Annotated in this window: 21 protein-coding genes and 2 pseudogenes; 14 read left to right on the top strand and 9 right to left on the bottom strand. The window is 58.3% G+C overall.

Annotation, left to right across the window (positions count from 1 at the left end; genetic code table 11):
* The first annotated feature begins 17 nt into the window (after window positions 1-17).
* A pseudogene (bglF, locus tag FNY10_RS13605) lies at window positions 18-1,986 on the top strand (PTS beta-glucoside transporter subunit IIABC).
* A 15-nt stretch (window positions 1,987-2,001) separates the two neighbouring features.
* Window positions 2,002-3,393: a 6-phospho-beta-glucosidase gene (locus FNY10_RS13600; protein ID WP_160702825.1), complete on the top strand. Its 1,392-nt coding sequence runs from the start codon at window positions 2,002-2,004 to the stop codon at window positions 3,391-3,393.
* A 209-nt stretch (window positions 3,394-3,602) separates the two neighbouring features.
* Here the strand turns inward: FNY10_RS13600 and FNY10_RS13595 are convergent.
* Window positions 3,603-3,683, bottom strand: a pseudogene (locus FNY10_RS13595) (SAM-dependent methyltransferase); the annotation flags it as partial.
* A gap of 123 nt (window positions 3,684-3,806) precedes the next feature.
* Between FNY10_RS13595 and mdtQ the strand changes: the two are divergent.
* On the top strand, window positions 3,807-5,252 hold the full coding sequence (mdtQ, locus tag FNY10_RS13590) for a multidrug resistance outer membrane protein MdtQ (RefSeq protein WP_160702823.1): 1,446 nt from the start codon (window positions 3,807-3,809) through the stop codon (window positions 5,250-5,252).
* Window positions 5,253-5,307: 55 nt separating this feature from the next.
* Here mdtQ and FNY10_RS13585 read toward each other — a convergent pair whose 3' ends face one another.
* Entirely contained in the window at window positions 5,308-5,877 is a 570-nt protein-coding gene (locus FNY10_RS13585; RefSeq protein ID WP_160702821.1) for a DedA family protein, read from the bottom strand.
* A gap of 380 nt (window positions 5,878-6,257) precedes the next feature.
* Here FNY10_RS13585 and FNY10_RS13580 point away from each other — a divergent pair, with 380 nt between their 5' ends.
* Window positions 6,258-6,845 carry a Yip1 family protein gene (locus tag FNY10_RS13580; protein WP_100682677.1) on the top strand — a complete coding sequence of 196 codons (588 nt, stop codon included), beginning with the start codon at window positions 6,258-6,260 and terminating at the stop codon, window positions 6,843-6,845.
* Between the two features lie 218 nt (window positions 6,846-7,063).
* On the top strand, window positions 7,064-8,011 hold the full coding sequence (gene pbpG, locus FNY10_RS13575) for a D-alanyl-D-alanine endopeptidase (protein WP_131048151.1): 948 nt from the start codon (window positions 7,064-7,066) through the stop codon (window positions 8,009-8,011).
* Between the two features lie 152 nt (window positions 8,012-8,163).
* Here pbpG and FNY10_RS13570 read toward each other — a convergent pair whose 3' ends face one another.
* Both FNY10_RS13570 and dld read right to left on the bottom strand, forming a co-directional pair.
* Complete coding sequence (locus FNY10_RS13570; protein ID WP_131048150.1) at window positions 8,164-8,718, bottom strand: GNAT family N-acetyltransferase; 555 nt, start codon at window positions 8,716-8,718, stop codon at window positions 8,164-8,166.
* 85 nt (window positions 8,719-8,803) lie between these two features.
* Window positions 8,804-10,549 (bottom strand): D-lactate dehydrogenase, encoded by a 1,746-nt coding sequence (gene dld / locus FNY10_RS13565; protein ID WP_160702819.1) that lies wholly within the window; start codon window positions 10,547-10,549, stop codon window positions 8,804-8,806.
* Window positions 10,550-10,743: 194 nt separating this feature from the next.
* Here dld and bglX point away from each other — a divergent pair, with 194 nt between their 5' ends.
* The 5 genes from bglX to FNY10_RS13540 all read left to right on the top strand — a co-directional run bounded on the left by bglX (window position 10,744) and on the right by FNY10_RS13540 (window position 16,985).
* The gene (gene bglX, locus FNY10_RS13560) at window positions 10,744-13,041 is read left to right on the top strand and encodes a beta-glucosidase BglX (RefSeq protein ID WP_100682673.1); all 2,298 of its coding nucleotides are present in this window, start codon (window positions 10,744-10,746) and stop codon (window positions 13,039-13,041) included.
* Between the two features lie 200 nt (window positions 13,042-13,241).
* The gene (locus tag FNY10_RS13555) at window positions 13,242-14,159 is read left to right on the top strand and encodes an ABC transporter substrate-binding protein (RefSeq protein WP_160702817.1); all 918 of its coding nucleotides are present in this window, start codon (window positions 13,242-13,244) and stop codon (window positions 14,157-14,159) included.
* Between the two features lie 7 nt (window positions 14,160-14,166).
* Entirely contained in the window at window positions 14,167-15,324 is a 1,158-nt protein-coding gene (locus FNY10_RS13550; RefSeq protein WP_141964191.1) for an ABC transporter permease, read from the top strand.
* Window positions 15,317-16,264: an ABC transporter ATP-binding protein gene (locus FNY10_RS13545; RefSeq protein WP_141964192.1), complete on the top strand. Its 948-nt coding sequence runs from the start codon at window positions 15,317-15,319 to the stop codon at window positions 16,262-16,264. Before FNY10_RS13550 ends, FNY10_RS13545 begins: the two co-directional genes overlap by 8 nt.
* Window positions 16,248-16,985 carry an ABC transporter permease gene (locus FNY10_RS13540; protein WP_131048146.1) on the top strand — a complete coding sequence of 246 codons (738 nt, stop codon included), beginning with the start codon at window positions 16,248-16,250 and terminating at the stop codon, window positions 16,983-16,985. Before FNY10_RS13545 ends, FNY10_RS13540 begins: the two co-directional genes overlap by 17 nt.
* Here FNY10_RS13540 and FNY10_RS13535 read toward each other — a convergent pair.
* Together FNY10_RS13535 and FNY10_RS13530 are read right to left on the bottom strand one after the other, a co-directional pair.
* A complete protein-coding gene (locus tag FNY10_RS13535; protein ID WP_004103838.1) occupies window positions 16,960-17,073 on the bottom strand; it encodes a protein YohO in 114 nt (37 codons plus the stop codon). The genes FNY10_RS13540 and FNY10_RS13535 overlap by 26 nt on opposite strands.
* Before the next feature lie 59 nt (window positions 17,074-17,132).
* Window positions 17,133-17,864, bottom strand: a complete 732-nt coding sequence (locus FNY10_RS13530; protein WP_160702815.1) for a MerR family transcriptional regulator — start codon at window positions 17,862-17,864, stop codon at window positions 17,133-17,135.
* Between the two features lie 209 nt (window positions 17,865-18,073).
* On the opposite strand from FNY10_RS13530, the gene FNY10_RS13525 reads away from it, so the two are divergent.
* From FNY10_RS13525 to FNY10_RS13515, 3 genes are read left to right on the top strand one after another with little or no spacing between them, the layout of a single operon-like run.
* Window positions 18,074-19,762 carry a sensor histidine kinase gene (locus FNY10_RS13525; protein ID WP_141964198.1) on the top strand — a complete coding sequence of 563 codons (1,689 nt, stop codon included), beginning with the start codon at window positions 18,074-18,076 and terminating at the stop codon, window positions 19,760-19,762.
* The gene (btsR, locus tag FNY10_RS13520) at window positions 19,756-20,475 is read left to right on the top strand and encodes a two-component system response regulator BtsR (RefSeq protein WP_131048143.1); all 720 of its coding nucleotides are present in this window, start codon (window positions 19,756-19,758) and stop codon (window positions 20,473-20,475) included. Before FNY10_RS13525 ends, btsR begins: the two co-directional genes overlap by 7 nt.
* Before the next feature lie 53 nt (window positions 20,476-20,528).
* Window positions 20,529-20,996, top strand: a complete 468-nt coding sequence (locus FNY10_RS13515) for a DUF1456 family protein (protein WP_141964200.1) — start codon at window positions 20,529-20,531, stop codon at window positions 20,994-20,996.
* Between the two features lie 310 nt (window positions 20,997-21,306).
* On the opposite strand, the gene FNY10_RS13510 is transcribed toward FNY10_RS13515, so the two are convergent.
* Both FNY10_RS13510 and metG read right to left on the bottom strand, forming a co-directional pair.
* Window positions 21,307-21,768 carry a YehR family lipoprotein gene (locus tag FNY10_RS13510; protein WP_141964202.1) on the bottom strand — a complete coding sequence of 154 codons (462 nt, stop codon included), beginning with the start codon at window positions 21,766-21,768 and terminating at the stop codon, window positions 21,307-21,309.
* Between the two features lie 169 nt (window positions 21,769-21,937).
* A complete protein-coding gene (metG, locus tag FNY10_RS13505; protein WP_160703301.1) occupies window positions 21,938-23,971 on the bottom strand; it encodes a methionine--tRNA ligase in 2,034 nt (677 codons plus the stop codon).
* Between the two features lie 152 nt (window positions 23,972-24,123).
* On the opposite strand from metG, the gene apbC reads away from it, so the two are divergent.
* Entirely contained in the window at window positions 24,124-25,233 is a 1,110-nt protein-coding gene (gene apbC, locus FNY10_RS13500; protein ID WP_131048141.1) for an iron-sulfur cluster carrier protein ApbC, read from the top strand.
* Window positions 25,234-25,324: 91 nt separating this feature from the next.
* Here the strand turns inward: apbC and FNY10_RS13495 are convergent, their stop codons facing one another.
* Entirely contained in the window at window positions 25,325-25,642 is a 318-nt protein-coding gene (locus FNY10_RS13495) for an RcnB family protein (protein ID WP_100685271.1), read from the bottom strand.
* Window positions 25,643-25,780 lie beyond the last annotated feature (138 nt).

Genomic DNA, 25,780 nt, shown 5'->3' with positions numbered 1-25,780 from the left:
AACTGGATTGTTACTGCATAACGCAGGCAAAACCTGAGCGCGACGCCATCCGGCGTGGTTCTCGGGTTTTTTTATTTTTACACTCAGTCACGGTTGCCTGCGGGCAGCGGAAGTAAGGAAAACAGCATGGAATATAAAGCACTCGCGCAGGATATTCTTAGCCGGGTTGGTGGCAAAGAGAATATTGTGAGTCTGATTCACTGCGCTACACGGCTGCGCTTTAAGCTCAAAGAAAACAAGAAGGCGGACGCGGAAGGACTGAAGGCCAACCCTGGCGTCATCATGGTGGTGGAAAGCGGGGGTCAGTTCCAGGTGGTGATTGGTAACCACGTCCACGATGTCTGGCAGGCGGTACGCAATGAAGCGGGTCTGACGGACGACAGCGAACCGGTGGCCAGTTCCGGGGAGAAAACCTCGCTGCTTGGCCAGGTAATTGATGTGGTCTCCGGTATCTTCACGCCGTTTATCGGCGTGCTGGCGGCATCGGGGATCCTCAAAGGGCTGCTGGCGCTGGCGGTGGTTTGCGGCTGGCTGACTCCGCAGCAGGGGACCTATAAAATCTGGTTTGCCGCCAGCGACGCGCTGTTCTTTTTCTTCCCGCTGTTTCTGGGCTATACCGCCGGGAAAAAATTTGGTGGTAATCCGTTTATTACCATGGTGATCGGCGGGGCGTTGACCCATCCGATGATGATTCAGGCTTTCGACGCGGCACAGCTTCCCGGCTCGGAGGCGGCGCACTTTCTCGGCATCCCGGTGACCTTTATCAACTACAGCTCCTCGGTGATCCCGATTATCCTCGCATCGTGGGTGAGCTGCTGGCTGGAGCGTAAAAGCAATGCGCTGCTACCGTCATCAATGAAAAACTTCTTTACGCCGCTGTTTTGCATCGCCGTCGTGGTTCCGCTGACCTTCCTCGCTATCGGCCCGGTGGCCACCTGGCTCAGTCAACTGCTGGCCCACGGCTACCAGATTATCTACACGGTCGCGCCGTGGCTGGCGGGCGCGGCGATGGGCGCGTTATGGCAGGTGTGCGTTATTTTTGGCCTGCACTGGGGACTGATCCCCTTGATGATTAATAACCTGACGGTGCTGGGACAGGACTCGATGCTACCGATGCTGCTGCCGGCGGTGATGGGTCAGGTCGGGGCGGCGCTGGGGATTTTCCTGCGCACCCGCGATGCGCGGCAAAAAGTGCTGGCCGGCTCTGCGGTATCCGCCGGGATCTTTGGCATCACCGAGCCGGCGATTTATGGCCTGACTCTGCCGCTGCGTCGTCCGTTTATCTTTGGCTGTGTGGCTGGCGCCATCGGTGGGGCCATCGTTGGCCTGAGCGACAGTCACGTCTACTCCTTTGGCTTTGCCAATATTTTCACCCTGGCGCAGATGATTCCGCCGCACGGAATCGACGACACCGTATGGGGCGGAGCAATTGGCATCGTGGCTGCGCTGGTTATCTCTTGCGCGCTGACCTTTATTGCCGGGCTGCCCGCGAGCCGGGCGGAAGCATCGGACGTTCCGCTTGCCCCGGTAACGGAAAACGATATTCTTGCCCCAATGTCCGGAACCGTACTGGCGCTGGATCAGGTTCCCGATAGCACCTTCGCCAGCGGTCTGCTGGGCAAAGGCGTGGCGATTATTCCCTCCGTCGGCAAAGTGATTGCGCCGTTTTCCGGAGAGGTGGCATCACTATTCCAGACTAAACATGCGATTGGCCTGCTCAGCGATAGCGGTATTGAACTGCTGATTCATGTCGGTATCGACACCGTGAAGCTCGATGGCGTGCCGTTTACCGCCCATGTGAAAGAAGGTGATAAGGTCAAAGCCGGTGACTTGCTGCTCGAATTTGACCGCCAGGCCATTCTGGACGCCGGTTATGACCTGGCGACCCCGATTATTATCAGCAACAGCGACGATTATCGCGCCGTAGACATCGTATCCGCCAGCGAGGCCGATGCCGGCCAGCCGCTGTTGTCTGTCAGCCATTAATCAGAGGAGAGAAAGATGAAGAGATTCCCGCAGACGTTTTTATGGGGTGGCGCAACCGCGGCAAACCAGGTAGAAGGCGCATATCTGGAAGAGGGCAAAGGATTATCAACCTCAGACGTACAGCCGCATGGCGTCTTCGGCGACGTCGTTGAACGTGTGCCGGGCGACAGCGGCATCAAAGATATCGCGATCGATTTTTATCATCGCTATCCGGAAGATATCAGTTTGTTTGCGGAGATGGGCTTCAACTGCCTGCGGGTGTCGATTGCCTGGACGCGTATTTTCCCCGATGGCGACAATGCTGAACCAAATGAGGCCGGTCTGGCCTTTTACGACCGCCTGTTTGCGGAAATGGCGCAGCACAATATCACGCCGCTGGTGACGCTATCGCACTATGAAATGCCGTGGGGGCTGGTGAAAAACTACGGCGGCTGGGGGAGCCGCGAGGTGATTGGCTTCTTTGAACGCTACGCCAGAACGGTATTCGCCCGCTATAAAGACAAGGTCAAGCTGTGGCTGACCTTTAATGAAATCAATATGTCATTGCACGCCCCGATGACCGGCGTCGGCCTGCCGGAAGGGAGCAGTAAAGAGGCGGTTTATCAGGCTATTCACCATCAGCTGGTGGCGAGCGCTCTGGCGGTAAAAGCCTGTCACGACATCGTGCCCGAGGGCAAAATCGGCAATATGTTGCTCGGCGGTTTAATGTACCCGCTCAGCTGCAAACCGGAAGATATCTTTGAAACCCTGCAACAGAATCGCAGCTGGCAGTTCTTCGGCGACGTGCAGTGTCGGGGCGAGTATCCGGGCTACATGCTGCGCTACTTCCGCGACCACGGAATGAATATTACCATCACCGAGGCCGATCGCGCGGCGCTGAAAGAGACCGTGGATTTTATCTCCTTCAGCTATTACATGACCGGCTGCGTCACCGCCGACGAGGAGCTGAACAAAAAGGCGCGCGGCAATATCCTCAGCATGGTGCCAAACCCGCATCTGGCAAGCTCCGAGTGGGGCTGGCAGATCGATCCGCTGGGTCTGCGGACGCTGCTTAACGTGCTGTGGGATCGCTATCAGAAGCCGCTGTTTATCGTTGAAAACGGGCTGGGGGCGAAAGATAAAGTGGAGGCTGACGGCAGCATTAACGATGACTACCGTATCAGCTACCTGAACGACCATCTGGTGCAGGCGCGAGAAGCTATTGAAGACGGCGTGGAGCTGCTCGGCTTCACCAGTTGGGGGCCCATCGACCTTGTCAGCGCGTCGAAGGCGGAGATGTCCAAACGTTACGGCTTTATCTACGTCGATCGCGATGATAGCGGCAACGGCACCCTGGCGCGCAGCAAGAAGAAAAGCTTCTACTGGTACAAAGAGGTGATTGCCAGCAATGGCGGCAGCTTAAAATAGTCACCGCCTGCGGTTCCGGTGGCCGGGAAAGCGCTAACCGCCACCCGAAGAGCGGCGGGCACAGCCGCTAAAATCGCGCCGCCACCCTGCTCAAGGCCCGGATAATCCCGGGCCTTTGCGCTGATTATGTCGGCTTACGGGCGTGCGGCACAAAGAGCATCGGCCGCTCTTTTTCCTCATCCAGCCACGGCTGAGCGGCGATGTGCTCCGCCGTCGAGCCCTTTTACCGGACGGTCGAGAGTGGCATATCCTGCAAAAAATTCCGTATCGTCATAGATATTCTGGCTCATTATCACTCCATGAATTATTTGTTTATTTTTAATTATCTGGGCGTTTAGTCACACACTTTACTAAACGGCTTAATTCCATTTAATTTAGTATAACCAACCTTGTTGAGTTACCTGACCTGTCTGATGAATCTTACTCTGAGAAAACGCGTATTGGCTGGGTTCCCCCTGGTCATCGTTCTGGCTGGCTGCGCGCCGTCCCATGATATTGGCCATCCGCCTGCGCAGCTGACACCGGCCTCTCATGTGTCAATGGATCTGCCCGCGGCGGTTAAAAATGGCTGGCCGCAAAGCAACTGGTGGCAGGATTACCACGACCCGCAGTTGAATAGCCTGATTCAGCGCGCGCTGGCGAATGCGCCGGATATGCAGATTGCCGCTCAGCGCATCAGGCTGGCGGAAGCACAGGCACGAATGTCGCAAGCCAGTCTTGGGCCGGAAATGGATTTCTCCGCCGATGTTGAACGGCAGAAAATGTCGGCGGAGGGGCTGACGGGGCCGTTTGCCACGGACAGCGGCGGCAATACCGGGCCCTGGTACACCAACGGCACCTTTGGCCTGACGGCGGGCTGGGATCTGGATCTGTGGGGGAAAAACCGGGCGCTGGTGAAAGCCCGTATTGGTGAACTCAAAGCGCAAGTGGCGGAAGAGGCGCAAACCCGCGAACTGCTGGCCAGCAGCGTGGCGCGACTCTACTGGCAGTGGCAGACCGAGGCCGCGGTGAAAACCGTGCTCCAGCAGGTGAAAAGCGAACAAAATAATATTGTCAGCGTAGACCAGTCGCTGTATCAGCGCGGGATCACCAACTCGGCCGCAGGGGCGGAAAACAACATCAATGTCAGTAAAACCGACCAGCAGCTGGCGGACGCTGCGGGCAACATGAAAGAGATCGAAGCGCGTCTGATGGCGCTGACCAACAGCCAGAGCCAGGCGCTGAATCTGCATCCGGTTAATCTTCCGCCGGTGAGCGCGCAGATGCCGACGGTGTTGGGGTATGAACTGCTGGCGCGTCGCCCGGATCTGCAGGTGGCCCACTGGTATATCGAGGCCTCGCTGAGCGAGGTCGATGCGGCGAAAGCGGCGTTCTATCCGGACATCAATCTGATGGCCTTCCTGCAGCAGGATGCGCTGCACTTAAGCGATCTGTTCCGTCACTCCGCGCAGCAGATGGGGCTGTCCGCCGGGTTGACGCTGCCTGTTTTCGATAGCGGCAGGCTGAACGCCAACCTCGATATTGCCAGCGCGCAGAATAATCTGTCGGTGGCAAAATATAACAAAGCGGTTGTTGACGCGGTGAACCAGGTAGCGAAGAGCGCAAGCCAGGTTGAGACCTTGATGGAGAAGAACCAGCGGCAGCAGCAGGTTGAAAAGGATGCGCAGCGGACGGTGAATCTGGCGGAGGCCCGCAGGAACGCCGGGATCCTTCCTGGGTCGCGTGTCAGTATGGCCAGGCTGCCTGCGCTCCAGGAGCGCATTACCGCGCTGCGCCTGCGTGGCCAGTGGCTGGATGCCAGTATTCAGCTGACCTCAGCGCTGGGCGGCGGCTACCACCAGACCACCGGGTCGGATTAACGCCTGGCAAGGCACCTTCTGCGCGACCGGGTCTCCCGGCCGCGCCGGTTCGTCGCTACTCTTTCTTTCTCGCCTCGCGGCGCCGGAACCACCATCGTGCGGCCACCACCAGCGCGACCACCAGAACAAGCCAGATCCCGTGCTTCAGATGCGCATCAAGATGATGCAGCCACGGTCCAATGGCTTCCCCGCCCAGATAGCCCAGCGTGGTAAATAACAGCGCCCACACCAGCGCGCCGAGCACATTCAGCGGCAGGAATACTTTTGGCGGCAGACGGCTGGCGCCGATCAATAATGGCCCGATCACCCGGAAACCGTACATAAAACGGGTCCCAATCACAAACAGATAGGGGCGGCGCTGAATCATGCGCTGCGCCTTGCGGATCCGCGCCTGATGGCGGGAAAAGCGTTTCAGCAGCTTGCCGCCAAAGCGTCGACCCAGCAGGTACAGCAGCTGATCGCCAATCATTCCGCCCAGGGCAACCGAGATAACGACCAGGGGAAATTTCAATAAACCCTGATGCGCGGCCACGCCGCCCAGCAGGGTGATGGTCTCACCTTCCGCTATGCTGCCAATCACCAGCGCAGCGTAGCCATAATGGGAAATCAAATTATTGATATCCATGAAAAAATAAACTCCCTTACCCCTTGTGCTTCCGCCGCGTGTCTGGCGGCTAATCGTGCCGGTCAGGCAACGTGAAGAATCAACGGGATCAATCATTAATGGGTTAATCATACACCCTGGGGCTTAAAACCACGTTAACCGCCTGTCTGATTAAGACTATTTTGCTTGTCATTTGAACCCGTCAGCACTCATCAGGCGTTATCCGGGAACGTCCTTCAGGGCGGGCAGAAGAGGTGTACGCTCCGGTTTCGCTACCCTGTCGCCAATCACGCCTGGCAGGACAGGCTGTGAGCGCATTTTTATTGCTGTACATAAAATAATCTCTGAGGGTGAATTATACTTGGATCAGTGCTGTACCAGACCGTGACAAGGGGGACGCTATGAACCATGTCTGGGGACTATTCTCTCATCCGAATCAAGAGATGAGCGTTATCAAGAGCGAAAACGAGACCATTTCGCACCACTATACGCACCATGTGCTGGTCATGGCAGCGGTTCCGGTTATCTGCGCCTTTATTGGCACCACGCAGCTTGGCTGGAACTTTGGCGATGGCACCGTGGTAAAACTTTCACTGTTTACCGGTCTGGCGCTGGCGGTGGTGTTCTACGCCGTGATGCTGGGCGGGGTAGCGGTGATGGGGAGGATTATCTGGTGGATGGCCAGAAACTACCCGCAGCGGCCATCGCTTAAACGCTGCATGGTGTTTGCCGGGTACGTCGCCACGCCGCTGTTTCTCAGCGGGCTGGTCGCGCTTTATCCGCTGGTCTGGCTGTGCGCGCTGGTGGGGACGATCGCGCTGTTTTACACCGGCTACCTGCTGTATCTCGGTATCCCGACCTTCCTGAGCATCAATAAAGAAGAGGGACTCAGCTTTGCCAGTTCCACCCTCGCCATCGGGGTGCTGGTGCTTGAAGTCCTGCTGGCGATAACCGTGATTCTCTGGGGATACGGCTACCGACTGTTTTGATGCCGTTGCGCCAGGCGACCGTCGCCTGAATCGTTTGATGAGTAAATATATTGCCGGCATGAATGGATATTTATGCCGGCAATGCAGCATTTGTTCACGATTCTTATTAGTCAGCCAGCATTCTGCCGGGGTATGATAGGGTTTGCCAGCGTTGCCTGTTTCCCCGGCCACGCAGCGTACGTTTATAACGTGCAAGAATACTTTTCAGAATGCTCACGATGCCGAAATTTCGAGTTTCTTTGCTCAGCCTGACCTTGCTTCTGGCTGTGCCTTTTGCGCCCCAGGCGCTAGCAAAAACCCCCGTGGCCGCGACGGCCCTACAGCCGGAAATTGCTTCCGGCAGTGCGATGATCGTTGATCTTGCGAGCAAAAAGATTATTTACCAGAGCCAGCCGGATCTGGTTCGCCCCATTGCGTCGATCACCAAAGTGATGACGGCGATGGTGGTTCTGGATGCGCATCTGCCGTTAGACGAGATGCTCACCGTTGATATCAGCCACACGCCGGAGATGAAAGGCATCTATTCACGCGTGCGTCTGAACAGCCAAATCAGCCGCCGCAATATGCTGCTGCTGGCGCTGATGTCTTCCGAAAACCGCGCCGCCGCGAGCCTGGCTCACCATTATCCTGGCGGCTATGACGCCTTTATTCGCGCCATGAACGCCAAGGCTCAGGCGCTGGGCATGACCCATACGCGCTACGTTGAACCGACGGGCCTGTCGATTCACAACGTATCGACCGCGCGCGACCTGACGAAGCTGCTGATGGCCACCGAGCAATATCCGCTGATCGGTCAGCTGAGCACCACCAAAGAAGACACCGCCACCTTCGCCCATCCGGCCTATACGCTGCCGTTTCGCAATACCAACCACCTGGTCTATCGGGATAACTGGAATATCCAGCTGACCAAAACCGGGTTTACGAATGCTGCGGGCCATTGCCTGGTGATGAGAACGGTGATTAATCAGCGCCCGGTGGCGCTGGTGGTGATGGATGCATTCGGGAAATATACCCACTTTGCCGACGCCAGCCGTCTGCGTACGTGGGTTGAAACCGGGAAGGTGATGCCGGTTCCGGCGTCCGCGCTGAGCTATAAAAAGCAGCGTGAAGCGCAAATGGCGGATGCGATGCTCAAAGGCGGCACGCAGACCGCGCAGAACGATTAATCTTTCCCCGGCTTCCCCGGCTCGCGGCGTAAACGCCTTAGCCGGGCTACCCATGCGCAGTTCTGTAGCCCGGCTAAGGCGCTACCCTTGCGCAGTTCTGTAGCCCGGCTAAGGCGCAACGCGCCGCGAGCCGGGGATTTCGCAGCCTGATATCACTCCGGCAGCGTCCAGTCGCCATCCCCGAGCGGGCGCTGCATAATCAAGGTATCCCGCCAGTCGCCCATTTTGTAACCGACGCTGCGCAGTTGGCCCGCCACGCTAAAACCAAATTTCTTATGTATAGCAATCGACCCGAGGTTACTGTGTCCGTCGCCGATAATCGCCAGCATTTGTCGCCACGGACCCTGCTCGCACTTTTCAATCAGGCGAGAGAGCAGGGCGCTACCGATGCCGCGTCCGCCCATGCCGGACTCGACATAAATCGACTCTTCAAGCGTGTAGCGATAGGCGGGGCGAGGACGGTAAAACGTCGCGTAGCAGTAGCCGACAATCGTGCCGCGCCACAGCGCCACCAGCCAGGGCAGCCCGTTGTCGCGCACGGTTTTGATCCGCTGGCGCATTTCGTCGACGGTGGGGGGAATATCTTCAAAGGAGGCGCGCCCGTTCAGCACGTGCCAGACATACAGCGCCGCGATGGCGTGCGCGTCATCGGGCAGAGCTTCGCGGATCTCTAATTCAGCGCCGTGCAACATATCCGCTTCGGACATGACGGGACTCCTTAACGAGGTTTGCCGGAGAGGCGTTTCTCCGGCGTGCAGCGTAATACAGAATCCCGTCGCTCGTCATCCCTGATTAGTGCTCTTCAGAGACATGGCTCCCGTTTGCCTGGCGCTCGCCCCAGTACTTCTGCTTACTGGTTTTACCGAGCCCCGGGTTCATGCTGTTGGTCGGGTCATTCTGGCGGTAGAACTGCTTTAAGCTTTCCGGCGCTTCATAGAGGTGGCCGACGTTATGCTCGGCCGGGTACTGCGCGCCGCGCGCCTGCAGCAGTTCCAGCATCTTCTCTTTCAGTTCGTGGGCATCGACGCCTTTTTTGACGATGTAATCCTGGTGGAAGACGTGGCACATAAAGTGACCATAATAGAGCTTATGCACCAGCTGATTGTCTATCTCGGGCGGAAGTTGCTCAAACCACTCGGTATCGTTACGGCGCAGGGCGATATCCAGCGCCAGAATATCTTCCACTTCGTCGGCGTGTACCGCCTGATAACGGATGGCGGCTCCCGCGGCGGCGAAGCGATGAAGAAACGCTTTGCTGCCTTCTTCCGGCGTGCAGGCAAAGAAATCGCCCTCGGCATTGCGGAAGTACTCCTTCAGCCAGGCCTGCGCTTCTTCGATGCCGTCGCCGGCCATTTTCAGCAGCAGGTGATGTTCATATTTATCGCGCCAGCTTTTCATCCGCTCCGGCAGGTGCGCCGGGAAGACGTGTCCGAGCTTTTGCATGAAGCGGTCGGTAAAGTGCGGCTTAAACAGCGACACTTTCTCCAGCATGGCGTCGGTGCGGCCTTTCATGGTGAAGAAGAACGGCATTTTGTCGGTGCCGAGCTTGTCGATCATCAGGAAGGTGTCTTTCCCGTAGCGCTCGGCGATGTCGTAGATATCGCGATGCATGTACTCGCCCGCTACCGGCAGATGCTCAAACCCGGCGAGGATATGGCGACGGATTTCCGTCAGCACCGCCGGGTTATTGCTGCCGATGTAAAAGACCTGCTGGCGTTTTTCCGCCGGGAAGGTATCGAGGCGCGCGGCGAATACCGCCAGCTTGCCGGCACAGCCGGAAGATTCAAACAGACGATCCGGATCGGCATTGTAGCGCGCCGGGGTGTCGGCGTTAACGTCGCGCACGCGGGTGACGTAATCGTGGTCATGGGCGTGGCGGCCATCGTGCTGAATATCATCGTCTTTGATACGGTCGTCGTCGAGGCGGCTGAGAATCTGTTCCGGCGTGGTGCCGAGGTCAATCCCGAGGTGGTTCACCAGCCGCAGCTTGCCGTTTTCGTCAATCCGGGCAAATAACGACATCTCGGTGTAGGCCGGGCCGCGCTGTACCAGCGAACCGCCGGAGTTGTTGCAGATCCCGCCGATCACCGAGGCGCCGATGCAGGACGATCCGATCACCGAATGCGGCTCGCGACCCAGCGGCTTCAGCGCTTTTTCCAGCGAGTAGAGGGTGGTGCCCGGGAACGCCAGCACCTGTTCGCCTTTATCCAGCAGGTGCAGCTTATCGAGGCGCAGAGTGCTGATGATGACTATCTCGCGGTCGTAGTCGTTGCCGCTGGGGGTTGAACCTTCGGTCAGTCCGGTGTTCGCCGCCTGCATCAAAATGATTTTATCGGCGTCGACGCAGGCGCTCAGCACGCGCCATAGTTCCAGCAGGGTACCGGGGAAAACCACCGCCAGCGCGTCGCCCTGGCCGGAGCGGAAACCTTTACGGTAGCGCTGGGTTTTTGCCGGATCGGTTAACAGATGGGAGGGGCCAACCAGTCTTGCCAGTTCCGCCAGAAAATCAGAATTCTTCGATGTTGTTGCAGGTGACATGTTCCACTCCTTGTGGTGGTACCGAAATATCGGCATTAAGCATAGCGCTTTGTATGACAATTTTGTGCGCGAATGTGTCGAAAAATCAGAGAAGAACCTTAGCATTGTGCAGGCGTCTTGTTTATATATATGGCAAACTGCGGTTTTTATTATGTTTTGCCGTAATCCCGGTTCTGAGAGAAAGAGAGATAAAAATGAAATGGCTCTGCACGATAGGCGTCGCCGTCAGTCTGGCGCTGCAACCCGCTCTGGCGGATGAACTGTTCGGCAATCACCCTCTGACGCCGCAGGCCCGCGATGCGTTTGTGAGTGAACTGCTCAAGAAGATGACCGTCGATGAAAAAATTGGCCAGTTAAGGCTGATCAGCGTCGGGCCGGATAACCCGAAAGAGGCGATCCGCGAGATGATCAAAGACGGTCAGGTCGGGGCTATCTTTAATACCGTGACCCGCCCGGATATCCGCGCGATGCAGGACCAGGTCATGCAGCTCAGCCGGTTGAAAATCCCGTTGTTTTTCGCCTATGACGTGATTCACGGCCAGCGCACGGTGTTCCCGATAAGCCTGGGTCTGGCCTCTTCCTTTAACCTGGATGCGGTCAGTACGGTGGGGCGTATTTCGGCCTATGAAGCCGCTGACGACGGTCTCAACATGACCTGGGCGCCGATGGTCGACGTCTCCCGCGATCCGCGCTGGGGCCGCGCCTCGGAAGGTTTCGGCGAAGATACCTATCTGACCACCGAAATGGGACGGGCGATGGTCGAATCGATGCAGGGTAAGAGCCCGGCGGATCGCTACTCGGTGATGACCAGCGTGAAGCACTTTGCCGCCTATGGCGCGGTGGAGGGGGGCAAAGAGTACAATACCGTCGATATGAGCCCGCAGCGCCTGTTCAACGACTATATGCCGCCGTATAAAGCGGGGCTGGATGCCGGGAGCGGCGCGGTGATGGTGGCGCTCAACTCGCTCAACGGCACGCCGGCGACCTCCGATGCCTGGCTGCTGAAAGAGGTGCTGCGCGATGACTGGGGCTTTAAAGGCATCACCGTCTCCGATCATGGCGCAATCAAAGAGCTGATCAAACACGGCGTCGCCTCCGATCCACAAGATGCGGTGCGGGTGGCGCTGAAGTCGGGCATCAACATGAGCATGAGCGATGAGTACTACAGCAAATACCTGCCGGGGCTGGTCAAATCCGGCAAGGTGACGATGGCGGAGCTGGATGATGCGACGCGCCACGTACTCAACGTCAAATATGATATGGGGCTGTTTAACGATCCGTACAGCCACCTCGGCCCGCAGGGATCCGACCCGCAGGATACCAACGCCGAAAGCCGTCTGCATCGCAAAGAGGCGCGTGAAGTCGCGCAGCAAAGCCTGGTGCTGCTGAAGAACCGTCTGGAGACGCTGCCGCTGAACAAATCGGCGACCGTTGCGGTTATCGGGCCGTTGGCCGACAGCAAGCGCGACATGATGGGCAGTTGGTCGGCGGCGGGCGTGGCGGATCAGTCGGTCACGGTGCTGACCGGCATCAAAGACGCGCTGGGTGACAAAGGCAAGGTGATTTATGCCCGCGGCGCCAACGTGACCGATGATAAGGGCATTGTCGATTTCCTTAACCTGTATGAGAAAGCGGTGCAGGTCGATCCGCGCTCGCCGCAGGCGATGATCGATGAAGCGGTAGCCGCGGCGAAACAGTCCGACGTGGTGGTGGCCGTGGTGGGCGAGGCGCAGGGCATGGCCCATGAGGCTTCCAGCCGCACCGACATTACCCTGCCGCAGAGCCAGCGCGATTTGATTAGCGCCCTGAAAGCCACCGGCAAGCCGCTGGTACTGGTGCTGATGAACGGTCGTCCGCTGGCGCTGGTGAAAGAGGATCAGCAGGCTGACGCTATCCTCGAAACCTGGTTCGCCGGGACTGAGGGCGGCCATGCTATTGCCGATGTGCTGTTCGGCGATGCCAACCCGTCCGGTAAACTGCCGATGTCGTTCCCGCGCTCGGTGGGGCAGATTCCGGTGTACTACAGCCACCTCAATACCGGCCGTCCGTACAATGCTGACAAACCGAACAAATACACCTCCCGCTACTTTGATGAAGCGAATGGCCCGCTGTATCCGTTTGGCTACGGTCTGAGCTACACCACCTTTAGCGTCTCCGACGTGAAAATGTCGGCGCCGACCATGCCGCGCAACGGCAGCGTCACCGCCAGCGTGCAGGTGACCAATACCGGCAAACGCGAAGGGGCGACGGTGATTCAGCTCTACCTGCAGGATGTGACCGCCTCGTTGAGTCGTCCGGTGAAAATGCTGCGTGGCTTCAAACGGGTGACGCTGAAACCAGGCGAGACGCAAACCGTCAGCTTCCCGATTGAGGTGGATGCGCTGAAGTTCTGGAATCAGAAAATGAAATACGACGCCGAGCCGGGCAAATTTAACGTCTTTATTGGCGTCGACTCCGCCCGCGTCAAGCAGAGTGAGTTTGAGCTGCTCTAACAGGGGACGCGGCGGGTTTCACCGGCCGGGTAAGGCGCCCGTCGCCGCCCGGCAGAAACGCCGGCGCCCCGTTTAAAACAGATTTGTCAGCAGTCGCAAAGGCCGAATATTCGGCCTTTTCTTTTTACGCAGCGCTAAATGAACTACGCTTTTCTCTTAAGCTCCTGTTAATGGAGCGCAAATTAAAGAGGGACGCGGGGATGATAAAGGCACGTATTTGGTCAGGTGCGCTGGCGCTGGCCGCGCTGATCAGCCTGCCGCTTCAGGCGGCGGAGCCGGTTAAAGTGGGCTCAAAAATCGACACCGAAGGGGCGCTGCTGGGCAATATCATTTTGCAGGTTCTGGAAAGTCATGGCGTGAAAACCGTGAATAAGATCCAACTGGGCACCACCCCGGTGGTACGCGGGGCGATTACGGCGGGGGAACTGGACATTTACCCGGAATACACCGGCAACGGCGCCTTCTTCTTTAAAGACGAAAACGATCCGGCGTGGAAGAACGCGCAGCAGGGTTATGAGAAGGTCAAAACCCTCGATGCGCAGAAGAATAAGCTTATCTGGCTGACGCCCGCGCCGGCCAATAACACCTGGACCATTGCCGTGCGTCGGGATCTGGCGGAAAAAAATCATCTGACTTCGCTGGCCGACCTCAGCACCTGGCTGCAAAAAGGGGGCGACTTTAAGCTCGCCGCCTCCGCCGAATTTATCGAACGCCCGGATGCGCTCCCGGCCTTTGAAAAAGCCTACGGCTTCAAGCTCAAGCAAAGTCAGCTGCTGTCGCTGGCCGGGGGCGATACGGCGGTGACCATCAAAGCGGCGGCCCAGCAGACCTCCGGGGTGAATGCGGCAATGGCCTACGGAACCGACGGACCGGTGGCGGCGCTGGGGCTGCAAACGCTCAGCGATCCGCAGGGCGTACAGCCGATCTATGCTCCGACCCCGGTGGTGCGCGAAGCGGTGCTGAAAGCCTATCCGCAAATCGGCCAGTGGCTGCAGCCGGTCTTTGCCAGCCTTGACGAGAAAACGCTGCAACAGCTCAATGCCAGCATTGCCGTGGAAGGGCTGGACGCGAAAAAAGTTGCCGCAGATTATCTGCAGCAAAAAGGGCTGCAGAAGTAGATTATTCGTGGCTATTCGCTGTTATAACCGCGTATCGCTGCTGCTGGCCAGTTTACTGCTGCTGGTGGTGGCCCTGCCGTTCGTCAACTATGCGCCTAACCGTCTGCTGTCCGGGGAAGGGCGCTGGCTTTGGCAGCTCGCGCCGTGGCTGATGGCGCTACAGGTCGGCGGCGCGCTGCTGCTGATTCTGCTCTGCTGGTTGCCGGGGCGCAGGCCGCTGTTGCTGAGCTTGCTGATGCTGGATGCGCTGCTGGCGCTGCTGTTCTGGGGGACGGGGCAGACGGCGGTACAGCTGGCGCACAGCGGCTCCCCGCTGGCCCGCACGTCACCGGGAAGCGGCCTGTGGCTGGCTCTGGCGCTGTGCTTACTGCTGGCCAGCGAGACTATCCGGCGTCTGACCACCCGGGCGCACTGGCGCTGGCTGCTCAATGCGCAAATCTGGTTGATTCCCTGTGTGCTGCTCGGCAGCGGAGCGCTGAATCAGCTCTCGCTACTGAAAGAGTATGCCAACCGCCAGGAGGTGTTTGATGACGCCCTGCGTCAACATTTGACCCTGCTGTTTGGCACGCTGCTGCCGGGTCTGCTGATCGGGCTGCCGGTGGGCATCGGCCTCTGGCGTCGGCCGCGCTGGCAGGCCCCGGTGTTCACCTTTCTCAATGTTATTCAAACCATTCCCTCCGTCGCGCTCTTTGGTCTGCTGATCGCGCCGCTGGCTGGCCTCGCCCGCCATTTTCCCGGGCTGGCTGAACGCGGTATTTCCGGCACCGGGATGACGCCCGCGCTGATTGCGCTGGTGCTGTATGCGTTACTGCCGCTGGTTCGCGGGGTGGTTACCGGTTTACAGCAGGTACCGCGCGATGCGCTGGAGAGCGCTGCGGCGATGGGGATGAGCGGCGCGCAGCGCTTCTGGCACGTGCAGCTGCCGCTGGCGCTGCCGGTTCTGCTACGCAGTCTGCGGGTGGTGAGCGTGCAAACCGTCGGCATGGCGGTGGTCGCGGCCCTGATCGGCGCCGGCGGGTTTGGTGCGCTGGTGTTCCAGGGGCTGTTGAGCAGCGCGCTGGATCTGGTACTGCTGGGGGTGATTCCGACGATTGCGCTGGCGGTGGTCGTCGACGCGCTGTTTGCGCTGTGGGGGGCATTATTGAAAGGAGAGGCGGGTGATTGAATTTGACGGGGTGAACAAATCCTTCGCCGGGCTGCCGGCGGTGAAAAACCTGAACCTGCACCTGCGCGAAGGCGCGTTCTCGGTCCTGATCGGCACCTCCGGCTCGGGGAAATCGACCACCCTGAAAATGATTAACCGGCTGGTCGAGCATGACAGCGGCACCATCCGTTTTGCCGGGCAGGATATTCGCCAGCAGCCGGTGCTGACGTTGCGTCGACGGATGGGCTACGCCATTCAGTCTATCGGCCTGTTTCCGCACTGGACGGTCGCGCAGAACATCGCCACCGTCCCACAATTGCAAAAATGGCCGGCGCGCAAAATCACCGCGCGCATTGACGAATTAATGGCGCTGCTGGGGCTGGAGCCGACGCTGCGGGCGCGCTATCCGCATCAGCTCTCCGGCGGACAGCAGCAGCGCGTTGGCGTGGCGCGGGCGCTGGCGGCCAATCCTGAAGTCCTGCTGATGGACGAACCGTTTGGCGCGCTGGATCCGGTGACCCGGGAGGCGCTTCAGCAGGAGATGATCCGCATCCATCGGCTGCTCGGGCGGACGATTGTGCTGGTGACCCACGATATTGATGAAGCGTTGCGGCTGGCGGATCACCTGGTGCTGATGGACGGCGGCGAGGTGGTGCAGCAGGGGACGCCGCTGCAGATGCTGCTTGAGCCTGAAAATACCTTCGTCGAGACTTTTTTTGGCCGCAGCGAACTGGGCGTCCGGCTGCTGTCGCTGCGCGGGGTGGGCGACTATCTGCGGCGCGATGAACGGCTTACCGGCGATACGCTGAACGTCGCGATGACGCTGCGCGAAGCGCTGTCGCAGTTTATTGCCCATCGCTGCGAAGTATTGCCGGTCGTGGATGAACAGGGGCAAGCGTGCGGGACGCTGCATTTTGCCGATCTGCTCGGCGAGGAGGTGCGGCATGCGCGTACTTCGTGATCCGCTGCTGTGGCTGCTGGCGCTGTTTATCGCCATTTTGCTGCTGCTGCCTTACAGTACGCCGCTGTTCAGCGCGCTGTTTCCCGATCTGCCGCGCCCGGTGTATCAGCAGGAGAGTTTTGTCGCCCTGACTTTTGCCCATTGTTGGCTGGTGGCGTTTTCCAGCCTGGCGGCGACGGCGGTGGGCGTCGGGGCCGGGGTAGCGGTGACGCGTCCCGCAGGCCGCGAGTTTCGTCCATTGGTGGAGACCATTGCCGCGATGGGGCAAACGTTCCCGCCGGTGGCGGTGCTGGCGATTGCCGTTCCGGTGCTGGGGTTTGGCTGGCAGCCGGCGCTGATTGCGCTGGCGCTGTATGGCATATTGCCGGTCCTGCAGGGGACCCTGGCCGGACTGAGCGCCGTGCCGCCGGGGGTCGTGAGTATCGCTAAAGGGATGGGCATGACGGGCTGGCAGAGACTTATCCGCGTGGAGCTGCCGCTGGCCGCACCGGTGATGCTGGCCGGTATCCGCACCTCGACCATCGTCAATATCGGTACGGCGACCATTGCGTCAACGGTCGGGGCGAATACGCTCGGCACGCCTATCGTTATCGGCCTGAGCGGATTTAATACCGCCTATGTTATTCAGGGGGCGCTACTGGTGGCGCTGGCGGCGATTATCGTCGACCGCGGCTTTGAACGGTTGCACCGGCGAATCAGCCGACACCACCGCGCACAATAAACGAGTAACCGGCCAGCATGACGCCGCCGATGCCGCTGATGGCCATGAATAAGAAGAGGGTGATAACCGCAATTTTCGCTGGCTTCATAACAGGCTCCTGATGTTAACGGAGGGATTATACGGTGAAGCACAGGTGTTAATGAAACATTAATTGCTATTTAGCCAGATAACGTGACCCTGCTGCTGCCAGGCCTGGAGCTGCTCTTGCTGCGCGAGGGTCGGCGTTTCGCCGCACCAGACCAGCAGGGTGCTGTCAGGAAACAGATCGGGGCGAATCTGCGTCAGAGAGTGGGGGAGGACATCGACCCGCCAGCCTTGTTCGCAGGCGATCCAGCCCTCCAGCCACAGCCGCGTGGTATCGTTGACATTCCAGCCGAGCACCAGCGCATGGCTGCCCGGACGTTTCCAGGCGCTGGCGAGGCTATGCGCGACATGGTTGATCAGAATCCCGTCGAGGATGCTGCGCAAGGCGCTAAGCGTCGGCTGCGGGCTGAGCAGGCGGTGGCGTAAGGGGATAAACAGATGGTTGACCAGGGTCAGCGCCGTATAACTATGGTTGCGCTCTTTGATCCACAGCCGTAAACGCGAGTAGTTGCCGTCGTGGAGATACCCCAGCAGAATCTCCTGCTGCTGCCGCCAGCCGTCTTCTTCTCCGCTGATGTTGTCGTTAAGCAAGGTTTTGACCTTACTCACCTGAACGCCGGAATCAATCCAGCGCTTAATCTCGCGGATACGGTCAATTTCCTGCTCGTTAAACAGGCGATGCCCGCCGTCGGTGCGCTGCGGTTTCAGCAATCCATAGCGCCGTTGCCAGGCGCGAAGCGTTACGGGATTGATGTCACAAAGCTGAGCCACTTCACCAATCGTATAAAGCGCCATATATCCCCTCCCGCAAAGTCTCCCCTATAACTGTAGAAGCTGTTTACGGAAGAGGAAATATTCGCTTATTTTTTGTTCATTTAGTCGGCGAAAGGCGGGCAAGAAGTGTGATCCTGACCATGATTTGTGATTTTCTTGTAGTGCTTCAAAGAAAGTGATGACCGGGCAGTGTATGTTACGCGCTTTCGAGTGAAGCGTGGTCTGTGGGTATGTACGAGTTTGATCTGGTGTTGCTGCTGCTTCAGCAGATGTGCGTGTTTTTGGTCATCGCGTGGCTGATGAGCAAGACGCGGCTGTTCATCCCGCTGATGCAGGTTACCGTTCGCTTACCGCATAAGCTGCTGTGCTACGTGACCTTCTCCATTTTTTGCATTATGGGGACCTATTTCGGTCTGCATATCGAAGACTCGATCGCCAATACCCGCGCCATCGGCGCCGTGATGGGTGGCCTGCTCGGCGGCCCGGTCGTTGGCGGCCTGGTGGGGTTGACCGGCGGTCTGCATCGCTACTCCCTCGGCGGCATGACGGCATTAAGCTGCATGGTTTCGACGATTGTCGAAGGGCTGCTGGGTGGCCTGGTCCACAGCGTGCTGGTCAAACGCGGGCGCCCGGATAAGGTCTTCAGCCCGCTCACCGCCGGCGCGATCACCTTCTTTGCCGAGCTGGTGCAGATGATGATCATTTTGCTGATCGCCCGCCCGTTTCAGGACGCGCTGCATCTGGTGCAAAGCATCGCCGCGCCGATGATGGTCACCAACACCGTGGGCGCCGCGCTGTTTATGCGTATCCTGCTCGATAAGCGGGCGATGTTTGAGAAATACACCTCGGCGTTTTCCGCCACTGCGCTCAAGGTGGCGGCTTCGACCGAGGGGATCCTGCGCCAGGGGTTCAACGAAGAGAACAGCATGAAGGTGGCGCAGGTGCTTATTCAGGAGCTTGATATCGGCGCGGTCGCCATCACCGATCGCGACAAGCTGCTGGCGTTCACCGGTATTGGCGACGACCACCATCTGCCGGGCAAGCCTATCTCTTCTTCCTATACGCAAAAAGCGATTGATAGCGGCGAAGTGGTGTATGCCGACGGCAATGAGGTTCCTTACCGCTGTTCCATTCATCCCGGCTGCAAGCTGGGGTCGACGCTGGTTATCCCGCTGCGCGGCGAAAACCAGCGGGTGATCGGCACTATCAAGCTGTATGAAGCGAAAAACCGCCTGTTCAGCTCCATCAACCGCACGCTCGGGGAGGGGATAGCCCAGCTGCTGTCGGCGCAAATCCTCGCCGGGCAGTATGAGCGGCAGAAGGCGCTGCTGACGCAATCGGAGATCAAGCTGCTTCACGCGCAGGTGAATCCCCATTTTCTGTTTAATGCATTGAATACCCTGAAGGCGGTGATTCGCCGCGACAGCGATCAGGCCGGGCAACTGGTGCAGTACCTGTCGACCTTTTTCCGCAAGAATCTGAAACGGCCGTCGGAGTTTGTGACGCTGGCGGATGAGATTGAGCACGTGAATGCCTATCTGCAAATTGAGAAAGCGCGTTTCCAGGCCAATTTACAGATTCAGATGCTGGTGCCCGACACGCTGGCTCACCATCAGCTGCCGGCGTTTACGCTGCAGCCCATTGTTGAAAACGCCATTAAACACGGCACGTCGCAGCATCTCGGGGTAGGGGAAATTACCATTCGCGCCAGCCAGTACGAGCGCTGGCTGCAATTAGATATTGAGGATAACGCCGGCCTGTACCAGGACAATCCCAACGCCAGCGGGCTGGGAATGAGTCTGGTTGACCGCCGGTTACGGGCGCGTTTCGGCGCTGACTGCGGCATTACCGTGACCTGTGAAGCGGAACGTTTCACCCGCGTCACGCTGCGACTGCCTCTGGAGGAGAGCGCGTGTTAAAAGTGTTGATAGTTGATGATGAGCCGCTGGCACGAGAAAATCTGCGGGTTTTGCTGGAGTCCGCCAGCGACATGGAGATAGTCGGGGAGTGCGCCAACGCGGTTGAGGCGATTGGCGCGGTGCACAAGCTGCGCCCGGACGTGCTGTTTCTCGACATTCAGATGCCGCGCATCAGCGGCCTGGAAATGGTCGGGATGCTCGACCCTGAACACCGGCCTTACATCGTGTTTCTCACCGCCTTCGACGAGTATGCGGTGAAGGCGTTCGAAGAGCATGCGTTTGATTATCTGCTGAAACCCATCGAGGCGCCGCGGCTGGAAAAGACCCTGGCGCGCCTGCGCCAGGAGCGCAGTCTGCAGGATATCTCGTTGCTCGACGATACCCAGCAGGCGCTGAAATATATTCCCTGCACCGGTCACAGCCGGATCTGGCTGCTGCAGATGGAGGATGTCGCCTTTGTCAGTAGCCGAATGAGCGGAATTTATGTTACCGACCGCGAGGGGAAGGAGGGGTTCACGGAGCTGACCTTACGCACCCTTGAGAGCCGGACGCCGCTGCTGCGCTGTCATCGGCAGTATCTGGTGAATATGGCCCACCTGAAAGAGATTCGCCTTGAGGAAAACGGCCAGGCGGAGCTGCTGATGCGGGCCGGACAAACCGTGCCGGTGAGCCGCCGCTACTTAAAAAGTCTGAAAGAGGCGATTGGTCTGTAAAACGACGGAATCATGGTAGACTTAGCGCCAGCATTTTTCATCATGAAGGCATTATGATCAGTAACGATATTTTACGTAGCCTGCGCTACATCCTGAAAACTAATAATAACGACCTGGCGCGCATTTTTGCGCTGGGCGATTCCGTCGTCAGCGCAGAGCAGCTGGTACCGTGGCTGAAAAAGGAGGACGAAGAGGGCTTCCAGCGCTGCCCGGACATTATGCTGTCGCTCTTCCTCAACGGCCTGATCTATGACAAACGTGGCAAAGACGAGGCGGCCCCGCCGCTGGCGGTTGAGCGTCGGGTGAATAACAATATCGTGCTGAAAAAGCTGCGCATCGCCTTCTCCCTGAAGACCGATGATATTCTTGCCATTATGACCCAGCAGAAGTTTCGCGTTTCGATGCCGGAAATCACCGCCATGATGCGCGCGCCGGAGCATAAGAATTTCCGTGAATGCGGCGATCAGTTCCTGCGCTATTTCCTGCGCGGGCTGACCGAGCGCGTCCACGCTAAGCCCTGAATTTACCCCCGCTTCATTCCCGGCTCGCGCTGCGCTTAGCCGGGCTACAGATTACAGCCATCTGCGGTCGGTAGCCCGGGTAAGGCGTTGACGCCGCGACCCGGGAAAACCTGCCGCTTCAGGCTATCTTCCCGGCTCGCGCTGCGCTCAGCCGGGCTACGGGTTACAGCCGTTTGCGGTCGGTAGCCCGGGTAAGGCGTTGACGCCGCGACCCGGGAAAGCCCGCCGCTTCAGGCTACCTTCCCGGCTCGCGCTGCGCTCAGCCGGGCTACGGATTACAGCCGTTTGCGACCCGGGAATACTCTGCGGTCTACTTCACTTCCTGGAATCCCTGCTCTTTAAGCAATTTCTCTGACTCCGCCATCGAGACCTCCTTGAGCGCGCAGTTGGTGAACATCGACCCCGGCAGCTTACACAGTTCGCTAATCTGAGCCTGGGTAAAATCAACGCTGAGATGCTCCAGGGCATAGCTGTCTTGATAATCGATGCGCTGTTCCACACCCTTTACATGGTGATAAACGTTGCTCATCTGCTCGATCAACGCCTGCGCCTGCTCTTTACTGGCGGCACCGATACTCTGATAGGGGATGGTGTTATTCGCATCCTGACGCAGCACTTTGTCACCGGTGTAATGGTAGGTAAAACTCAGTTCGACGCCGTTGGCGGTACGGGTGAAGGTTTTGCTCTCTTCTTTTGGGTTATCGCAGCCCGAGAGGCCGACAACCAGCAGGCAGACCGCCACAGCGGCCGCCAGCTTGCGGTAAAGTTTCATCGCAGTCCTTATGTTGGTCATGAGGGGCGTCGCGTTTATCAGACGATATGTCGATTGATTATTGTCACGATTGCCGTCGCGCGCAATGCGCAGAGGGTGGCAGAATCGTCCGGCGGAGGGGGCGAAAGGACGAAAAAAAAGCGCTGCCGGAGCAGCGCTTGATGCGGGATTATTTTACCTGCTGACCCGGCTGGGCGCCGCTGTCAGGGCTTAACAGGAAGATATCCTTCCCGCCAGGACCTGCCGCCATCACCATCCCTTCCGAGATGCCGAAGCGCATTTTACGCGGCGCCAGGTTGGCGACCATCACCGTCAGGCGACCGATCAACGCCTGCGGATCCGGGTAGGCGCTGCGAATGCCGGAGAAGACATTACGTTTCTCGCCGCCCAGATCGAGGCTCAGGCGCAGCAGCTTGTCAGAACCGTCGACAAATTCGGCGTTTTCAATCAGCGCGATGCGCAGATCGACTTTGGCGAAATCGTCAAAGGTGATGGTGTCCTGAATCGGATCGTCCGCCAGCGGGCCGGTGACCGGCGCGGCGGTGGCTTTCACCTCTTCTTTCGAGGCTTCCACCAGGGCTTCAACCTGCTTCATCTCGATGCGGTTGTACAGCGCCTTGAAGGTGTTGACCTTATGCGACAGCAGCGGCTGCTGAATAGCATCCCAGCTCAGTTCGCTGTTGAGGAACGCTTCGGCGCGCGCGGCCAGCTGCGGCAGAACCGGTTTCAGCCAGGTCATCAGCACGCGGAACATATTCAGACCCATGGTGCAGATGGCCTGCAGGTCAGCATCGCGGCCTTCCTGTCTGGCGACCACCCACGGGGCCTGCTCATCAACGTAGCGGTTAGCCACGTCGGCCAGCGCCATGATTTCACGGATGGCTTTGCCGAATTCGCGGCTTTCCCACGCTTCGCCAATGCTTGCTGCCGCATCGGTGAAGGTTTTGTACAGCGCCGGATCGGCCAGCTCAGCGGACAGCATGCCGTCGAAACGCTTATTGATAAAACCGGCGTTGCGCGAGGCGAGGTTAACCACTTTGTTAACGATATCGGCGTTCACGCGCTGGACGAAATCTTCCAGGTTAAGGTCGATATCATCAATGCGGGAAGAGAGCTTGGCGGTGTAGTAATAGCGCAGGCTATCGGCGTCAAAATGGTTCAGCCAGGTGCTGGCCTTGATAAAGGTGCCGCGTGATTTGGACATCTTGGCACCGTTGACCGTCACGTAGCCATGAACGAACAGGTTGGTCGGCTTGCGGAAACCGCTGCCTTCCAGCATCGCCGGCCAGAACAGGCTGTGGAAGTAGACGATATCTTTGCCGATAAAGTGATACAGCTCGGCATCGGAGTCTTTCTTCCAGTAGGCGTCAAAGCTTTCGCTATCGCCGCGTTTGTCGCACAGGTTTTTGAAGGAGCCCATGTAGCCGATCGGCGCATCCAGCCAGACGTAGAAATATTTGCCCGGCGCGTTGGGAATTTCGAAGCCAAAGTACGGCGCGTCGCGGGAAATGTCCCACTGCTGCAGGCCGGATTCGAACCACTCCTGCATTTTGTTCGCCACCTGTTCCTGCAGCGCGCCGCTGCGGGTCCACGCCTGCAGCATTTCGCTAAAGGACGGCAGGTCGAAGAAGAAGTGCTCGGATTCACGCATCACCGGGGTGGCGCCGGACACCACGGATTTCGGGTCGATCAGCTCGGTCGGGCTGTAGGTCGCGCCGCACACTTCGCAGTTATCGCCATACTGATCCGCTGATTTACACTTCGGACAGGTACCTTTTACGAAACGGTCCGGCAGGAACATGCCTTTTTCCGGATCGTAAAGCTGAGAGATGGTGCGGTTTTTGATAAACCCGTTCTCTTTCAGGCGGCCGTAGATCAGCTCAGACAGCTCGCGGTTCTCGTTGCTGTGCGTCGAGTGGTAGTTGTCATAGCTGATATCAAAGCCCGCAAAATCGGTCTGATGCTCCTGACTCATTTCGCCAATCATCTGCTCCGCAGAGATGCCAAGCTGCTGAGCCTTCAGCATGATCGGCGTGCCGTGGGCGTCGTCGGCGCAGATGAAGTTGACCTCGTTGCCGCGCATTCGCTGGTAACGGACCCAGACATCAGCCTGGATGTGCTCCAGCATGTGGCCGAGGTGGATTGAGCCGTTAGCGTACGGCAGCGCGCACGTTACCAGAATTTTCTTCGCGACTTGAGTCATAGTGGGCATTACATCTTCTGTTGTAAAAAGGGCTTTTGATATTACCAAAAGGGCACTGGGTGCGCCATAAATGGCTGACCATATATGGATAATCTCAGCTGTGATAAACTCAGTAATTACTGAAAGCCTCTCATAACAACAAAGGAGTCGGGATGAATTCGCAATCCCAGGCCAAATCCCCCGAACGTCTACGCGCGATGGTCGCCGGAACGTTGGCTAATTTCCAGCACCCCACTTTGCAGCATAATCTCACCGCGCTGAAAGCACTGCACCACGTCGCCTGGCTCGACGATACCGTGCATATCGAGATCCAGATGCCGTTCGTCTGGCACAGCGCTTTTGAAGATTTAAAAGAGCAATGTAGCGCCGACCTGCTGCGCATTACTGGCGCGCAGGCGATTGACTGGAAGCTGTCGCACAACATCGCCACGTTGAAGCGGGTAAAAAATCAGCCGGGCGTCAACGGGGTCAAAAATATTATTGCCGTCAGCTCCGGCAAAGGTGGGGTGGGTAAATCCTCCACGGCGGTGAACCTGGCGCTGGCGCTGGCCGCGGAAGGGGCCAAGGTCGGGATCCTTGATGCCGATATTTATGGCCCGTCGATTCCCACCATGCTGGGGGCGGAAGATCAGCGGCCTACCTCGCCAGACGGCACCCATATGGCGCCGATTATGAAATTTGGCCTCGCCACCAACTCCATCGGCTACCTGGTGACCGACGATAACGCCATGGTATGGCGCGGTCCGATGGCCAGCAAGGCGCTGCTGCAGATGCTGCAGGAGACGCTGTGGCCGGATCTGGATTACCTGGTGCTGGATATGCCGCCGGGCACTGGCGACATTCAGCTGACGCTGGCGCAGAATATCCCGGTCACCGGCGCGGTGGTGGTGACGACGCCGCAGGATATCGCGCTGATCGATGCGAAAAAAGGCATCGTGATGTTTGAGAAGGTGGACGTTCCGGTACTGGGCATCGTCGAAAACATGAGCATGCATATTTGCAGCAACTGCGGTCACCATGAGCCGATTTTCGGCACCGGCGGCGCCGAAAAACTGGCGGAGCAATATCACACTCAGCTGCTGGCCCAGCTGCCGCTGCACATCAATCTGCGCGAAGACCTGGATAACGGTAAGCCGACCGTGGTCGCCCGTCCGGAGAGCGAGTTCAGCGAAATTTACCGTCAGCTGGCGGGGCGCGTTGCGGCCCGACTCTACTGGCAGGGGGAAGTGATTCCCGGTGAGATTGCCTTCCGCGCGGTTTAACGCCGCCCTATGACAAACGCCCTGTGTTTCGCTATCCGTTATGGACAGAAGAAACGCAGGGCGTTTGCGTTAGCGCGATATCTGGCGGCAATTAGTGCTGATAGAAGATCTCGCCATCGTAAATTTTGACAATTTTGCCTTCAGGTTCGGTGACCAGCACGTAGCTACCGCCCATGTAGGTCCAGTGACTATTGGCTTCCGGGGCGGGCAGATTGCGCAACTGCCACTGTTTAATGGTGTATTCCGGGGTCATATATAACGCGGGTACGGTATCGCCGACGCGAAACTGCTGGAAGTCCGAAGTGACCCCGTCCAGTTCATATTTCTGCAGTTCAGCGGCGGAAGCCGCCCAAACGCTACTGGTGCAGGCCAACAGTGCGCCCAGCAGCATCATTTTTGTTTTACGCATAATTTCCTCATTATTATCCTGGATTACCCTGGACACAAAATTGCAGCCTCGTATCATTCCTGAAGCATGGCCGGGAAGGCAAGCGTTGGTTGCGTTAAAAATGTAAGAAAACGATGGGCCGGTTGCCTGATTTGGCGC

The sequence above is a fragment of the Klebsiella sp. Lac1 genome (genome assembly GCF_009825425.1).
Classification (GTDB): Bacteria; Pseudomonadota; Gammaproteobacteria; order Enterobacterales; family Enterobacteriaceae; genus Klebsiella; species Klebsiella electrica.
The sequence above is the reverse complement of the archived record's forward strand: the minus strand, read 5'-3'. Positions and strand labels throughout refer to the sequence as shown.

What these genes read in the sequence shown, in the direction of transcription:
- FNY10_RS13535 (WP_004103838.1), bottom strand. Translation starts at nt 17,073, where the DNA reads ATGAAGCCAGCGAAAATTGCGGTTATCACCCTCTTCTTATTCATGGCC.
- pbpG (WP_131048151.1), top strand. Translation starts at nt 7,064, where the DNA reads ATGCCGAAATTTCGAGTTTCTTTGCTCAGCCTGACCTTGCTTCTGGCT.
- FNY10_RS13510 (WP_141964202.1), bottom strand. Translation starts at nt 21,768, where the DNA reads ATGAAACTTTACCGCAAGCTGGCGGCCGCTGTGGCGGTCTGCCTGCTG.
- FNY10_RS13540 (WP_131048146.1), top strand. Translation starts at nt 16,248, where the DNA reads ATGCGCGTACTTCGTGATCCGCTGCTGTGGCTGCTGGCGCTGTTTATC.
- FNY10_RS13525 (WP_141964198.1), top strand. Translation starts at nt 18,074, where the DNA reads ATGTACGAGTTTGATCTGGTGTTGCTGCTGCTTCAGCAGATGTGCGTG.
- dld (WP_160702819.1), bottom strand. Translation starts at nt 10,549, where the DNA reads ATGTCACCTGCAACAACATCGAAGAATTCTGATTTTCTGGCGGAACTG.
- FNY10_RS13600 (WP_160702825.1), top strand. Translation starts at nt 2,002, where the DNA reads ATGAAGAGATTCCCGCAGACGTTTTTATGGGGTGGCGCAACCGCGGCA.
- bglX (WP_100682673.1), top strand. Translation starts at nt 10,744, where the DNA reads ATGAAATGGCTCTGCACGATAGGCGTCGCCGTCAGTCTGGCGCTGCAA.
- apbC (WP_131048141.1), top strand. Translation starts at nt 24,124, where the DNA reads ATGAATTCGCAATCCCAGGCCAAATCCCCCGAACGTCTACGCGCGATG.
- FNY10_RS13515 (WP_141964200.1), top strand. Translation starts at nt 20,529, where the DNA reads ATGATCAGTAACGATATTTTACGTAGCCTGCGCTACATCCTGAAAACT.
- FNY10_RS13585 (WP_160702821.1), bottom strand. Translation starts at nt 5,877, where the DNA reads ATGGATATCAATAATTTGATTTCCCATTATGGCTACGCTGCGCTGGTG.
- FNY10_RS13555 (WP_160702817.1), top strand. Translation starts at nt 13,242, where the DNA reads ATGATAAAGGCACGTATTTGGTCAGGTGCGCTGGCGCTGGCCGCGCTG.
- FNY10_RS13530 (WP_160702815.1), bottom strand. Translation starts at nt 17,864, where the DNA reads ATGGCGCTTTATACGATTGGTGAAGTGGCTCAGCTTTGTGACATCAAT.
- FNY10_RS13495 (WP_100685271.1), bottom strand. Translation starts at nt 25,642, where the DNA reads ATGCGTAAAACAAAAATGATGCTGCTGGGCGCACTGTTGGCCTGCACC.
- FNY10_RS13580 (WP_100682677.1), top strand. Translation starts at nt 6,258, where the DNA reads ATGAACCATGTCTGGGGACTATTCTCTCATCCGAATCAAGAGATGAGC.
- mdtQ (WP_160702823.1), top strand. Translation starts at nt 3,807, where the DNA reads ATGAATCTTACTCTGAGAAAACGCGTATTGGCTGGGTTCCCCCTGGTC.
- metG (WP_160703301.1), bottom strand. Translation starts at nt 23,971, where the DNA reads ATGACTCAAGTCGCGAAGAAAATTCTGGTAACGTGCGCGCTGCCGTAC.
- FNY10_RS13570 (WP_131048150.1), bottom strand. Translation starts at nt 8,718, where the DNA reads ATGTCCGAAGCGGATATGTTGCACGGCGCTGAATTAGAGATCCGCGAA.